The organism is Lysobacter sp. 22409 (genome assembly GCF_052045105.1).
Lineage (GTDB): Bacteria > Pseudomonadota > Gammaproteobacteria > Xanthomonadales > Xanthomonadaceae > Lysobacter > Lysobacter antibioticus_B.
Genome location: NZ_JBQEOE010000042.1, coordinates 15,754 through 30,668 on the forward strand (window position 1 = coordinate 15,754; position 14,915 = coordinate 30,668).

9 protein-coding genes are annotated in these 14,915 nt (G+C 60.8%); 7 read left to right on the top strand and 2 right to left on the bottom strand.

The window, feature by feature from the left end; genetic code table 11:
* Positions 1 to 99 precede the first annotated feature (99 nt).
* Positions 100 to 2,454 carry a CshA/CshB family fibrillar adhesin-related protein gene (locus ACTJJK_RS18715; protein ID WP_440730954.1) on the bottom strand — a complete coding sequence of 785 codons (2,355 nt, stop codon included), beginning with the start codon at positions 2,452 to 2,454 and terminating at the stop codon, positions 100 to 102.
* Between the two features lie 531 nt (positions 2,455 to 2,985).
* On the opposite strand from ACTJJK_RS18715, the gene ACTJJK_RS18720 reads away from it, so the two are divergent.
* Positions 2,986 to 3,690 carry a helix-turn-helix transcriptional regulator gene (locus ACTJJK_RS18720; protein ID WP_223619060.1) on the top strand — a complete coding sequence of 235 codons (705 nt, stop codon included), beginning with the start codon at positions 2,986 to 2,988 and terminating at the stop codon, positions 3,688 to 3,690.
* Here ACTJJK_RS18720 and ACTJJK_RS18725 read toward each other — a convergent pair.
* Positions 3,687 to 4,589 (bottom strand): sterol desaturase family protein, encoded by a 903-nt coding sequence (locus ACTJJK_RS18725; protein WP_440730936.1) that lies wholly within the window; start codon positions 4,587 to 4,589, stop codon positions 3,687 to 3,689. The two genes, ACTJJK_RS18720 and ACTJJK_RS18725, sit on opposite strands and share 4 nt — an antisense overlap.
* Before the next feature lie 518 nt (positions 4,590 to 5,107).
* Between ACTJJK_RS18725 and ACTJJK_RS18730 the strand changes: the two genes are divergently transcribed.
* The 6 genes from ACTJJK_RS18730 (at position 5,108) to ACTJJK_RS18755 (ending at position 14,599) form a co-directional block, all read left to right on the top strand.
* Positions 5,108 to 7,930, top strand: a complete 2,823-nt coding sequence (locus ACTJJK_RS18730) for an RHS repeat domain-containing protein (RefSeq protein WP_440730937.1) — start codon at positions 5,108 to 5,110, stop codon at positions 7,928 to 7,930.
* Between the two features lie 81 nt (positions 7,931 to 8,011).
* Complete coding sequence (locus ACTJJK_RS18735; protein ID WP_440730938.1) at positions 8,012 to 11,098, top strand: RHS repeat domain-containing protein; 3,087 nt, start codon at positions 8,012 to 8,014, stop codon at positions 11,096 to 11,098.
* Positions 11,095 to 11,586 (top strand): OmpA family protein, encoded by a 492-nt coding sequence (locus tag ACTJJK_RS18740; RefSeq protein ID WP_081930538.1) that lies wholly within the window; start codon positions 11,095 to 11,097, stop codon positions 11,584 to 11,586. The genes ACTJJK_RS18735 and ACTJJK_RS18740 overlap by 4 nt, the downstream gene beginning before the upstream one ends.
* 1,049 nt (positions 11,587 to 12,635) lie before the next feature.
* Positions 12,636 to 13,289: a hypothetical protein gene (locus ACTJJK_RS18745; protein WP_440730939.1), complete on the top strand. Its 654-nt coding sequence runs from the start codon at positions 12,636 to 12,638 to the stop codon at positions 13,287 to 13,289.
* 2 nt (positions 13,290 to 13,291) lie between these two features.
* Positions 13,292 to 13,822 carry a hypothetical protein gene (locus ACTJJK_RS18750; RefSeq protein ID WP_440730940.1) on the top strand — a complete coding sequence of 177 codons (531 nt, stop codon included), beginning with the start codon at positions 13,292 to 13,294 and terminating at the stop codon, positions 13,820 to 13,822.
* 153 nt (positions 13,823 to 13,975) lie between these two features.
* Positions 13,976 to 14,599 carry an RHS repeat-associated core domain-containing protein gene (locus ACTJJK_RS18755; protein WP_440730941.1) on the top strand — a complete coding sequence of 208 codons (624 nt, stop codon included), beginning with the start codon at positions 13,976 to 13,978 and terminating at the stop codon, positions 14,597 to 14,599.
* Positions 14,600 to 14,915 lie beyond the last annotated feature (316 nt).

Here is a 14,915-nt window from a genome sequence, read left to right on the forward strand (position 1 = left end):
GACCTGTCTGTGGTTACCGCGGCAGGCCTCGCACCGTTTCGCCTGCCGTCATGGCCGACGTCCGGCGCTCGATTGCACTTGCCGCCCGCCTTGAAGGAATCAGTTCACCGAACAACTCAGGGTGATGGTTACCGTCGCCCCCATCGGCAGAGTGCCTAATGCAACGCCTGCGTTGAGCGCGGCCAGAGTGATCGGCGCGGCCGGACAACCCGCGCCGCTGCAGGTCGGTGGCGTGGTGCAGGTCAGGCCGATACGGCTCGCTATCGGGTCGGCAACGATCGCGCCGGTCACGCTGTCAGGGCCGTTGTTGGTGATCACGATGCTGTAGGTTTGCGGCGCGCCCCGGCTGACGGTATCCCCGGCCTGGTCGCTCGGACCCGCCGCCGGCGTGTTGGTCTTGGTGATGCTGAGGTCGACGATCGGGTTGCGGATGTTGGCGAAAGTGCAGGTTAGGTCGTCGCCGACCGCCGCGGTCAGGCTGAAGCTGGTACCGCTGCCGCTCGGCGTCTGCCCGCCGGCGAGCGCATTGGCGCAGGTGTAGGCGCTGGCGTAACGGGCCAAGTCGGCTCCGGCCGCTGCGGTTTCGGACAAGGTGTAGGCGCCGCCGACATTGCCCGGATTCAAGGCCGCCTCTCCGCTGGCCGCAGTGCCGGTGCCGGTCGTGGTAACGGCGACCGGCCCGCCTGGGCCGGCGATGTTCAAAGCGAATTGGTCCCCGCTGGCGAAACGGCCCAACGGCAGCGATTTGCGCAGACGCAGGATCGGGCGTTTGCCGTTGCTGAAGGTGCAGGTGATGTCCGCGGCCGACGACAGCGCGCTGCTGGGCAAGGTCGCGCGGCGATTGGCCAGATCGTAGACCGCCCCGGCGACGGCGGCGCCGCCCGACTGAGTACAGGCGATCGCGGTCAGTGCCCAATCCGCGGGTAGCGTCGCCTCGGTGACGGCCACGCTGGCAGCGAGATCGTCGATCGAGACCGGCGTACCGGTCACCGCGGTTCCGGCCGTCGCCGTCGTCAACGCGGACGGCTGGCTGAGCGTGTTGGTGGTGGAAAAACCGAACGAACCGCCGGCGCCGGCCTGGGTGATCTTGGCGACGCGAATCTTCGGATCGGCGATGGTCACGGTGTAATCCTCGACCTCGCCGGTGCCGGCGACGCCGATGGCGTTGAGGATTTCGAGCGCACTGGTGGCCGTGCGCACGCGCAGGAAACTGGCCCCGGGCGCGATGTCGGCGGGCACGGTCCAACTCAGGCTCGCGCTGCCGGTCGCGCATATCGCGGTCGCCGAGCGCTCGTCGCTGTCGAAGGTGCCATTGCGGTCGAAATCGATCCAGCCGGCCAGCGACGCGGTGCCGATGCAGCTCACCGTGGCGGTGTAGACGTTGCCGGACAGGCCGCGATACAGCGGCGCCAAGGCAGCGGTATTGACGCCGTCTTCGTCGTCGGCCGCGCCGTCGTTGTCGTCGCCGAGCGCATTGGCGCTGAACAGCGATGCGCCCTCGACGTCGGCCCGCGTGCCCAGCAAGGCCGTCAGCGGCTGCGCCTGCGTGGCCAACGTGAAACCCGCTCCGAAGATGTTGACGTTGCCGACCGGCAATGTCCCGCCGCTCCAACTGTATTGCGGAACGTGTCCGGCCAGGCCGTAGCTGTTGGGCGCATCGCCGAAGTCGGCGACGTTGAGCATCACGCCGAGCGCAACGGCCTGCAGGCCCGCGGCCGCAGGCCCGCCTTGCAGGACGATGTTCGCGCTGCTGGCGTTGTCGATGAAGAACACGCCCATCGGCGCGATGGCGCCCGCGCCACTGCAATCGCCCAGAGTGGAGAAACGGTAGGTCACGCCGCTGCGATTGACGTTGTAACCATCGGTGCAACCGGTGCCGCGCAGGCGCTCGATGACGCGCATGGTCGCGCCGCCCGGCAGCGTCACTTCGGTGTACTCGGTGGGGCTCGTGGTTTCGGCATCGGCGAACACCAGACCGTCGAGCGCATACGGAACCCCACCGAAGGTCGCCGAGCAACTGTAGGTGAAAGAGACGTTGGCGCCGCCGACCCGGTTCATCAGGCCGATGTCCATGGTGTTGGATGCACCGGAGCCGCCGATGTTGTAGAGGTCGTCCAGGCCGTCGAGGAAGAACGAGCCGGGTCGGCTGATACGCAGGTCAGGGTCGGCGGCGGTCGAGGAGATGTTGCTCAGGCTGCACGACACGATCAGGGTCTGCCCGGCGATGTTGAAGGTGTTGGTGACCGACGTGCCGCCCTGCGGGATGCTGTTGGGCGTGGTACCCCAGTCGAACCACAAGATCTGACTGCGGTATTGGCCCGAGCCACCGGTGGCGTATTGGGCAAAGGCCGGTGGCGCGAAACAAGTCAGCAACAGCATTGCGGCCAGGACGACGTTGGCGCGGCCGCCGATGCGATGACGGCCTGCGTCGGCAGAGCGGTCGCAGGCCGTCATCGCGCGCACTACGAGAGCCTCGGCGAATCCAATGATCGATCCCCATTGGAAGCGACGCCCCTCAGGCCCGCTGCTCGCGAGCCCCGTCCGACCGATCTCGCGCATGTCCCACCCCTGCCTGCGACACATAAATGTGACGAACGTCACCAAATATACCCGGACCGCAAGGCCGAAGTAAGCGTGCCCGGTCGTTTTCCGCGGCGCCCGTATGGAGTTCAGAGGTCCAAACCCTTTGAATACGGCCTGTGCGGGACCTGCCCAACCGGCGGGTGAACCTGAGTGCGCCCGACGACCGGCCGTTCCGGAAAGATGGGCGGCCTGGGATTGAGCCTCGGCGGCGACGGCGCCAGAAGAAAGCACATTGCCCGCGCGACTCTGCCAAGCCGCCGATGGAACGCGTAAGCGACACAGTCAGGACCCGGTCCCGGGCACGGCGAGGCAGCGGCATCGGAACGAACGCTAGACTGACAGCGCCATCCAGATTGTCTGCCGATACCTTCGCCTTCACTCTCCATTCCGACGCCATCGACCGTGCCCGACGCCTGCATCACCGCACCGCCCGCCGATCGCGCCTGGACCGGCACCCTGCTGCTCGGCGAGCACCTCGCGGTGCTGCAGGGCCAGGCCGGCGGCAGCGATCGCCATGCCCATTACGCGCACCAGTTGTTGCTCAGCGATGGCGCGCCGTGGCAGGTCGAGATCGACGGCGAACCGCGTACGGGCCAGCGCCTGTGGCTGCCCTCGTTTCGGCCGCATGCGGTGCTGGCCGCGCCGAGCGAAGGCTGCACGGTCTATCTCGAACCCGGCCATGCCAACGTGGAAGCGATCCTGCAGCGATTGCCGCAGCTGCCGGCCCGGCTGCCGGCGCTGCAGCCCTTATTGCCCGAGTTATGCCGGGCGCAGCCCCTCGACCGTCGCCTGCAGGCGGCCATCGCCGAGGTCGTTGCGCGTCTGCCCGACAGCGTCTGCGCCACCGACATCGCCGAGGCCGCGCATCTCTCGCCGAGCCAGCTGCATCGTCGCTTCCAGTCCGACCTGGCGATCACCTTGCGCGGCTGGGTCTTGTGGCGACGCCTGCATCATGCCTTGGCGCGCTTCCTGGCCGGCGACAGCCTCACCGCCAGCGCGCACGCGGCCGGTTTCGCCGACTTGCCGCATCTGTCGCGCAACTTGCGGCGCATGTTCGGCATCGGCGCGGCGCAGTTACACGGCTTGCAACTGCAGGCATATCGCTAACCGCGCCGAACCCTCGCCTGCAACAGTTCGGCCGGCAGCGCCGGCACATCGCCTTGCGGCAGCACCCGGAACGGCGCCAGCAACTGGCCTGCATAATCGCGCGGATAATCCGGCTGAGTGCCGATCCCCAGGTCGCGGCTGCCCAGTCGATAACCGGGCGCATCGAAAGCGGTGCCCAACAACCGATCCCAAACGGTGAAGAACAGGCCGAAGTTTACGTCGCCGGCGGCGCCGTAGCGCAGGTGATGGAAACGATGCAACGGCGCCCACGCCACCAGCCGGCCCATCAGGCCCGGCCGCATGTCGACGTTGGAATGCTGCAACAGCAACTGGATGGCGATGGCGAACGCCAGCACCGCCGCGACCGGATACGGCAGGCCGAGCAGCAACAACGGCAACACCCCACCGACCGCTTCGACCGCCTGATGCAGCGGATGCTTCATCAAACCGTTGAAACCATACATGCGGGTCACGCTGTGGTGCACCGCATGCAAGCGCCAGAGCCAACCGATGCGGTGACTGGCGTAGTGCATGAGAGTAACGCCGAGATCGGCCCCGATGACCGCCAGCAACAGTTGCAACGCGAACGGCCAGTGCGTGGGCCAGTACTGCCACGGCATCCACGCCGCCAACAGCGGAACGGATGCGATCGACAGCAGGTTCAGCGCCTCATTGACCACCGCGTGCGCGACATCGCGAGCCCGGTCGCCATGGTCCTGGTTGAAATGCCGGTCGTAGGGCCAACGGCGTTCGGCCAGAAAGGACAGCACCACCGCCAAACCCAGCAATGGCAACAACCACAAGGCAGGGCCGTGGCGGTAACCGACCCACCACGCGGCCGTGCCGACGAAACCGAACAGAAACAGCGGCGCATACCAGCGCAATATCCAGTCTTTCATCTTCAACCCAGGCATCGACGAGGCCAGCATGCTGGCCCCGACGCTGGGCTTGCGGCTTGGATAAACCGCGCATGTTGGTGGCGAATTGCAGCCTGTGGACTGAGTGGCCATCCGAGCTACGAGCAGGAGGTACCGAGCGGAAGCGGAACGATGATTCGCCGGGAGCGAATCTACCCCGAATCAGAATTTCCCTACATCCGCCCGGGCAGTTCCTGCACTAAGCTCGCCGGCACCTCCAAGCCGATATCCGATCAGAAGAAAGCACATATAGCGCCATGCTTTTTTACCGGCTATAAGCAGTTTCAGATCGCCCCCAATGCGACCGGGTATGCCGCCAGAGCCGATCGGCCGTTGCGGACACACCGTCACCGGCTAACAATCCGGCCACGAATGCCAGGTGGATAGGGGCAAGTCACCGGGGCTGTCCAGGCGAGCACGAAGCATCAACTGCAGCAGGAAGCACACGAGCACAAGGACTGGGCATTTTTCGCCGACTGAAAACGAATAGATCAATCCCAATGCGTATCCGCAGCCATTCAAAGCCGCGGCTTCTCGGCGCTTGGGACAAGGTGTTGTTGTACTGGGAATCCGTTGATCGACAGAGCCGCCCGGTAAGGGCGCAGAAAGGGGACAGCATGAAGGGATCGATCGGGCGGCGCGCAGCTTGCGTGCTGGCCGCTGCCGTGGCTATTGCTATGGGGACGGCACACGCCCGTACGCCGGTCGCGCCGCTGGAGGAGTACTCCAAACGCGTACGTTCGGCCGAGATGGTCAGCCCACTGCAGTCCGATCTGATGGGCGAAAGCGTGAGCCTCTACAACGGCTCCACCGAATTCGTCGCGACCGATATCGATCTTCCGGGCAACAACGCCCTTCCCGTACGCCTCGGCCGGCGTTTCAAGGTCGAGTCACGCAAGGAGACAGAAGTACTGGGCGGCTTCGGCGCCTGGGATATCGATGTCCCTTATATGTATGGCGTGTTTCCAGCAGGGTCCAAATGGAACGTGTCGGGCACGGGCACTACCCAGAGATGCTCGCAGGTCTGGTATCCGGACGTCGGAGCCCCGTTCAGTACCGCCGACATCTGGAGCGGGACCTACATGCATATTCCAGGAGGCGGAGATACCGAGATGCTTCTGCTCTTGGCGAATACCGTCGTCCCCAATGACGGAGCGACCTACAAATGGGGTTCCCGGTCGGACCATAGATTCCGCTGCAAGCCCAATACCAGCAACGGCTACCCGGGCGAAGGCTTCATTGCCGTCGATACGCAGGGCAATCGCTATACCTTCGATGTGGGCATCGAACGCGGAGCCCCGGTCGTCAGCAAGTACGGATCCGAGGACGGCAGCGCCATGATCGGGCGCGTCAAGGTCTTCCTGATGGCCAGCCGGGTCGAGGACAGACACGGCAACTGGGTCGCCTACAACTACTCGGGCGACCAGCTCGCCAGCATCACCTCCAGCGACGGCCGATCGATCCAGCTCGGCTATACCGACGGACGGGTGTCCAGCGCGACCGCCGATGGGCGCCAGTGGACCTATGAATACGCGACGCAGACGATCGGCGACTATTACCCCAAGAAGCTCTTGTCCCGGGTGGTGCAACCGGATGGATCGTCCTGGCAGTACCGCATCTATGGCGAGAACGGCACCATCAGCAATGCCCTGCTGCTGCCCCAATACCAGGGCCTCGACGCCAATCTGCGTTGTGCGCAACCCCTCGAGCCGGTCGACATGCTCGGGGTGCAGATTACCCACCCCTCGGGCGCCTTGGGCACGTTCCGATTCAACTTCATGCGCCATCTGAAGAACGGCACGCCTGCCAACGCCTGCGTATTCGATCATCGCGACAACATGGGTAACGAGTACTACTCGCTGGGCATCCCCGAGTATTTCGACAACTACTCGTTGGCCACCAAAACCATTGCAGGGCCCGGCTTGCCGGCCATGCAATGGACTTACGAGTACGAAGTTCCGCAGGAGTTCGGCCGCGTCAATCAGATACCTTGCACCTCCTGCCGCGACTGGAAGCGGGTCTGGGTCACCCAGCCCGACGGAAGCATTCAGGAGCAGAAGTATGGGGCTTTGTGGCTGGTCAATGACGGCCGCCTGCTCGGCACGACCATCAAGAAGGCCGATGGAACCGTGCTTAGAACCCAGACCTCCGAGTACGTGTCCGAAAGCGAGATATCTTCGATGCCGTTCCCGGACATCTACGGCGTCCTGACGGGTTCCGACGACTCCAGCTCCGTCCGTATTCGCCCGATCAGGCGCAACACCATCGTGCAGGACGGCGTCGAGTTCAGCTCATACGTCAACCAGTTCGACAGCTTCGCCCGTCCCGTCGCCGAGAGGAAGTGGAGCTCGCTCGGCCCCTCTAAGGTGCAGACCACCGCTTATCACGACAATCTGACGAGTTGGACTTTGGGGCAGGTCAGGTCGACCAGTATCGACGGCGTACTGAGCGAGGAAACCCTCTATCACTCGACGACCGCGCTGCCGACGGAGATCCGCTCCTTCGGCAAAACCATCCAGACGCTGGTTTACAACCCGGATGCGACGCTGGAGAGCGTGGCCGACGGCCTGAATCAGAGGACCAGTTTTTCGAACTGGAAACGCGGAGTGCCGCAGAACATCAGCTACCCCGGTGGCACGTCCCAATCGGCAGTCGTCAACGACAGAGGCTGGATAGGCTCGGTAACCGACGAAAACGGCTTCGCCACCAATTACGGCTACGACGCCATGGGACGTCTGGCCAGCATCGCCTATCCCACCGGCGACAGCACGGCATGGAACCCGGTCTCGCTGTCGTTCCAGCAGATTGCCGCCGATGAACATGGCCTGCCTGCCGGACACTGGCGCAGCAGTCGTGTCGAAGGCAACAAACATATCAATTTGTACATGGACGCCCTGTGGCGGCCGGTACTGGAAGAGCAGCACGACGCTGCCGACACGGCCGGGACCTTGAGCCAGGTCGTCAAGCGTTACGACTCCAACGGCCGGTTGAACTTTCGGTCTTATCCGCTACGGAACGTCGGCAACTTCGGCGATGTCGCTCAGGGCACCCGTACCTTCTACGACGCACTAGACCGGGTCACGCGCGTGGAACAAGACAGCGAGCTGGGCGTCCTGGCCACGACCACCGAGTACCTGACGGGTTTCCAGCGACGGATCACCGACCCACGCCAGAAGGTTTCCACGCAACGGTTCCAGGTCTTCGACCAACCATCCCTTGACGCACCCCTGGGCATAGATTCGCCCGCAGGCGTGTCGACGACCATCAATCGGGACATCTTCGGGAAGCCGCTGGAGATGATTCGTTCCGGCCCAGAAGGCTGAGTACGCACTCGTCGACACGAAGACTGAAGCTCGCAGCGATTTCGAGCGTTCCAGTGCCCAGGACCTGAAGGACCGACCCCGATGCTGTACTCAATGATTTCCCGACTGCTGCTGACGCTGTTGTTGATCGGCGCGGTCACCGATGCTAACGCCACGTACGTCACCATGACGTCCTCGGAATACGGCAACGTCGTAGCGCCTGCCACCGTGACCGTCGGCGTCAACGGATACAACGACGACGACGGCATTCCGATCCAGCAGGTCAATCTGTTCCATAACGGACAATTGATCGCAAGCAATCCGTACGGGCTGTCGCACACCTTCACCGGCCTGCAGATCGGCACCCACCATTTCACCGGCCAAGCGGTCGCCGACGGTGCCGGGGCCAGCGAGACCGTTACGATCCAGGTCATCGCGCCGGGCGGCAATCTCCCAACGGTGACAATCAACGCTCCGACTGGTGGCCCCTTCATCGCTCCGGCGACCATGACCTGGACCGCAAACGCCTCGGATCCGGATGGGCAAGTCGTTCGGGTCGAGTACTACGCCAATGGCAACCACATCGGCACCGCGACCAGCGCACCTTATGGGATCACCGTAAACAACGTCGCCGTCGGCACCTATTCGGTCTATGCGAAAGCCGTCGACAACAATGGTGGAGCCACTTCATCCGCACCGGTATCGGTCACGGTAACTCAAACGGAAGTTACCGGTTCCATCGATACCGTCGGCCTGGCCAACGGTGAGTACAAAGTCTTCGGCTGGGCCTGTTCGACCGGCAGGAATCAGTCCATCGACGTGCATATGTACGTGGGAGGCGCCTACGGCACCGGGACATTCGTCGCCGTGCAAACCGCGAATCAGCCTAGCGAACCCGCGGTCGCGGCAACCTGCCACGCTCAAGGCACGGCCTACCGCTTTTCGATTCCGCTGACGCCGACAATGCGGCAGGAACATGCCAACAAGAAAATCTATATTCATGGCATCTCGCTGGAAGGTGGTTCCAACCCTCTATTGAACGGCTCAGCTGTATACAGCGTGCCTGCCCCCTTGGCGCTGGCGCGTCGTTACGTGTACGACCAACATCAGCGCCTTTGCAAAGTGATCGAACCAGAGACCGGCTCGACCGTGATGGAGTACGACGCAGCCGGCAACCTGGCATGGTCCGCGAGCGGGCTGAACCTGCCCAGCGCCACCGCTTGCAACCGTACCGAGGCGCAGTCGTCAGGGCGGGTTGTCGGACGCGCTTATGACGTGCGCAATCGATTGACGGCCTTGAACTCCCCGTACGGGCGCGGCAATCAAAGCTGGCAATACACCTCCGATGGCTTGCCTAGTGAAGTCATCACCAGCAATGAAGGCATCGGCCAAGGCAATATCATCAACACGTATGCCTATAACAAGCGCCGCCATCTAGTCTCCGAGACACAAGCGCAGTCGAACCGGTATAGCTGGGTCTTGGGCTACAGTTACGACGCCAATGGCAACCTGCGTTGGCAGAGTTATCCCACCGGGACGGTGCTGGATTACGCGCCTAATGCCCTGGGTCAGCCCACCCAGGTGAATTCGCCACAACATACCTACGCCAGCGCGATTAAGTACCATCCGAACGGCGCGATTGCCCAGTTCTCCTACGGCAACGGCATCGTGCATTCGATGACCCAGAATTCGCGTCAGTTGCCCGCCCGCAGTCTCGATAACGGCGTGCTCGATTTGCGCATGAGCTACGACGCCAATGGCAATGTGATCGAGATCCTCGACGGTGTACGAGGCGAGCAGTTCGGCCGCTGGCTGGCTTACGACAGTCTGGACCGCCTCACAGCGGCCGGATCCTGCAGTTTCGGCGGCGATTGCTGGCATCGTTTCAGCTACGACGCGCTCGACAATCTCAGGAGCTGGTCGCTTGGTGGAGTAAAGAATCATCATTACTACTATGATGGCCACAACCAGCTGACCAATATCCGCGACGGCAGCGGTGCGTCTGTGATCGGCCTGGGCTACGACTTGCAGGGCAACCTGGAGAACAAGAACGGCCAAGCCTACTCCTTCGACTACGGCAACCGGTTGCGTGAAGTGGCCGGCAAAGAATCGTATCGCTACGATTCGCTCGGCCGGCGCGTGCAGTCCACGCGTCAGGGCGGGGGTTATGGCCTGTCTATGTACGGCAAGTCCGGGCAGATGCTCTATAGCGAAGACCACGGCACACCAGCAAAGGCGCTGGAGCATATTTATCTGGGCAATTCGCTGCTCGCCACTCGTCAAATCGATTGGGCGAATACACCGGCCATTGTGCGCTACCAACACACCGATGCGCTCGGTAGTCCGGTCGCGGTTACCAACACCGCGGGGGCCGTCGTCGAACGCACCGACTGGGAGCCGTACGGAGCCGCAATCGGCAAGCCGACTTATAACGGCGTCGGCTATACCGGTCATGTCATGGATGGCGCGACTGGGCTAACTTATATGCAGCAGCGCTATTACGATCCGCAGATTGGAAGGTTCCTCAGCGTTGATCCTGTCACGGCAAATCCGGCGAATGGGACGAACTTCAACCGGTACTGGTACGGAAACAACAACCCGTACCGGTTCAAAGACCCCAACGGGCGCTACGTTTGCTCAGGTAGTAAGACTGATTGCGGGAATTTTGATAAGGCGATCAACATGGCCAAGGAGGCTTCCACTAGCTCCAAGTTAACCGCAGACCAAAGAGGCGCGCTGAGCGCGGCTGTTGGCTTCTTTGGCGAAAAAGGCAATACGGATATAAAAGTTTCGTTTGGCGATTTGAAGGGCGACGCCGCTCGAATCAACACGAACCGCGGAGGAAAAGGTACGGTCACGTTTGACTTGAAAGCTATCGCTGGAAAGAGCACGAGCGTATCCGGCACGTTGAATGGGCTGGCGATGCGGTCGCTACATGAAGGCGATCATGGTGTGCGGATAGTGAATCAAGGTTTTCCAGGATCGAGATCGGACCGCTTGGATAGAGAAAAATCCGGATATCGAGCCGAAGCGTTTTACCAAAAGGCTGCGGGGTTCCTTCAGAACTCAAACAACCTTTGGGCGCCTTGGAATCCAGGTGACGGCATAAACGAAAGCGCAGTTGATGCGAGAGCCAACTTCTCGGTGATGTCATCTTGCACAGGATCGAACGAAGGGAGCTGCCGATGAAATTGCAATCGTTCCTCATTTGCCTCGCCGTGGCCACGCTCTCGGCTTGTGCAAGTTCGTCCCCGGTTGAATCTACTGCTACGGATAGCAAGCAAGGCTATTTTGCTGATCCTGGCGACTTCTGGGGCGTCAACTTCAAGCCTGGCCAGCCAGCTTCCGACAAGACGTTGTTGGAAGCGGTGGCTGGCCCTCGCGATCAAGAAGCGCTGGGGAATGACCTTGCGCTCCTTAAAAGGATGCCGCCGGAGATCCCCTTAAGAGTTCTAGGCTTTACGGACTCAGAAGAATGCTCCGAGTTGCCGTGCTCTGAGTTGTCGCTACGCAGGGCGCAAGCTCTGCACGATTGGTTGCTCAGTCATGGCATATCGAAGTCTCGGCTGTCTGCGCCGAAGGGTTTAGGTAGCGCGAGGCCGATTGGTGATAACGAGACGGAAGACGGGCGAGCGCAGAATAGGCGCGCTTACATCAGTTACGAGGATGTCCCGTAGAGCTTGCTCGTGAGGCGGGAGCACAAGGCCCGCATCTCTGCGGGCCCTGTTCGTTATCGGGGTTGTGAGGTTGGCATCTGGCCTTCGGCCTGCTTCTTGTCGGTGCGAGCCCGCTGCATGCGCAGCTGCGACTGCTTGGCCTGGTGCTTGAGGATGAGTCCTTCAAGCACGGCCTGCGCGGTCTGTCGTTCGTCTTCGTCGAACTGCTGCAGGGCCTCGGACTTCAGGCGCAGGGTGTTGTCGGGCCGCGTTCGTCCGCATCGAACAGAAGTTCGTCGGCGCTGACGGTGATCGCCTTCTCGCCACGCGCTTCGTGCGCGTGCTGCGCACGCTCACACGGAGATGCGTGCGCGCTACGCGCCCACGCTTGGCGACTGGCTGTGTGCGGGCGGCTCGGCTTAACCGCTGCGCGGTTCGAGCCGAAGCCGCATGGTTGTCGTCGTGGTTGCAGCAAAAGCGCGTCAGCAGGGAGGAAGTCACATCGGATTACGAACACTGCCGCCCTGGAACGCGAATCGCCGTCGGCGCGATCGCGATCAAGAGCGTCACCGTCGGGGCGCTGCCCCGACACCCCGTCATCGCCTGCTGACCTTGTGTGGCCAGAGACGACACACGATCCCGGCTGGAGCCGAACCGGCCAATCGGAGCGCTGCTGTTCGCCCTGAATTGTGACGCTGTGACGATGCGGCTTATCGCGTAGTTGCACGCACCATGCCGCAATTACGCGGTACTAGAGCGGTACTAGCCGACCAGCAGCAAGATCAATGCGTTAGGTGTGGCGTGTAGTACCTGATCAGTACCGCTCTTCTCGCCGTCCCCGAAAGACCTCAACGCGGCCAATGACTTGCGAAACCGCGTCTTGAGCTGTGCCATTGAAATAGCCGAAAGTCGCGTCAAGGCGTTTTTACGAGTCGGAAGGAGGTGCTTCAAGGGCGAAATGCGACGGCGGGCTAGATCGCGTCTAGGGTTGATCGCAGTAACAGGCGGAACCCGCATCGGGTCAGAGTGTTCAGCGCTATTACGATCCGCAGATTGGGCGATTCTTGAGCGTGGATCCTATCTCGGCGCACGGCGGAAACTCTGGGCCGACAGGAAATCCTTATCGGTTCTACGACCCAGACGGTCGTTGCACAGGGTCGCGCCTCGCCAATGATGATGGAACTTGCAAAAGCACCGGTGAGTTCACAACCAAGGAAAATACGGCTATAAAGCCGCAAACGATCACTTCATCTATAGTCAGTTCTGTTGGGCCAAGTCAAGCTACGCAAGGCCAGATAAATGCGGCAGTTAAAGATGCAAATGCCGTTGGTAGAACGGCAAAGGCTTCTGGCGACTCGCAAGCGGTAAGGGCGTTCAACAAGCTTGCAGGCATCGCAATCGATAGCAGCAATTGGGACTCTGTTACTTACCAAGGAGGCAGTGTGGCGCCAACGTCTGTGGCTTTCGCCCTGTTTGATTCAAAGACAGACCGTGGCTCTATTGTTCTTAGTGCCGCGAGGTACTTTGATGGTCGTGGGGACTACCACAGGGCATTTCGCTTCATGCACGAGATTTTCCATTTCGACACAGAGTTCAACAACCAAAGGGTTCTCCAGCAGGCGGCAGGTTGTGTGCCATGGAGTTGTCAGTTTGAGAGAGACGTTGAGGTAGCTGCGCGAGAGACTATGAATGCCGGGCGGGCTAAAATGGACGAAGGGAACTGACCATGAAACGAGTCTTGGTGCTTTTAACAGCCTTTGCATCTGCATTGCCTAGCGTCGGTTGTGCAACCTCGCCATCAAGTAGGTCTGTAGAGGCGCTATTTGAGAGCGCAGATGCTGTGGTCGTTGGAAAAGTGACGAAAGTAACGGCTTCTTGCGATCAGCTTGGAGGTGTGTGCAAGCGCCTATACATGGTTTCGCTCGATGAGGCTTCGATCAAAGAGTTGAAATCAAAAAGGGGGGTGAACGCCAATTACAGTTCGATGTGTTCGAATGTTCCGTTAGAGATTGGCTCTACATACACCCTGTTTGTCGAAGCGACAACAAGATTTAGCGCCGCGGGTTCAGACAAATGTCTTTACGAAATAGATTTCGATGGCGTGTTTGAGAAGATTGGATCTTACGTGTACCGAGTAAGGGCTCCTGACGCAAAGATCATTTTAGATTTTGAAGGAGATAAGTACTTGACGAACGCTGTTGTTGAACCAGATTTTGAGAAAGCCATGGACTCTTTTGCAAAGCGCGCAGCCCCATAGTGGCGCTAGAAGCGGCGGATGCAGTAGTCGGGGCAACTGCTCTATCAGCAGAACTTTCGGAAGGCGCGAAGGACCATGTCTGCCTTGGTGGCAGCCTGACAATCTGGAAGCCGCCGCTTACGGCGGCAGCGCCATTGCGCGGGGTGCCTGCACATGGATGTGCTAGGAAGTCGCCTGCAGTTTGCGGATACCAGGCGCAACGCGCTGCAACGCAACGAGTACGAGCCGTACGGCAAGGTGCTAGCGCCAACGGCGCCTGATGATGGTCCTGGTTACACGGGGCATGTGTTTGACGCGGCGACCGGTATGAACTACATGCAGCAGCGCTATTACGATCCCGATATCGGACGATTCTTGTCGGTCGATCCCGTAACGACGAATAGCGGCACTGAGGCGAACTTCAATCGCTACTGGTATGCCAACAACAATCCGTACAAGTTCTTGGATCCCGACGGCCGTTTGGGCTGCACTGGAACTCGTATTAAAAGCGTATGCGATAGCGGCGGTGCCGCAGAATTGCAAACATCCGCACGCAGCTCACTAGATACGGGGCGTAATAAGCAATCGTCAAGCAGCGGCCCTAGTGCAGCAGAAAGGGTAGCGCCTCAAGCTAGCTATAACGAAGACTGGTTTGCGAACGTTGATCCCATGGAAATCCAAGCGGCGGTAATGAACTGGGAGGAGTGGGCATCACATCTGGAGTCGCTGGATTCGGAGCACTTTCATTGGGACGTTCCGGCGGCGCATCCACAATTTCCTCTATTTGGCGCGGGATAAATTTCATTCGCCTAGGCTACGAGTTCTCCTTCGGCAAGAACCTCCGTATCGCACCATTCGGAAATCGAACGGGACACCCTATTGGAAAATGGCCGCACTATCACCGCCGCGGGCTAGCTCCAGATGGAAGTACACTGCCCAGGGCAAGGTATTGGCAGACATCGACCTTGGGAAACCAAGTCTACGGATCAGTCATTCTACGGACGCTTCTAATGAAAAATCCGATAGTTCTTATCGACAATGGAGATGTTCTACTCTTTCGGACGGCACATGATCTCGAGCAGTATGTCGAATCTCCTGACATCTCCGGATATGT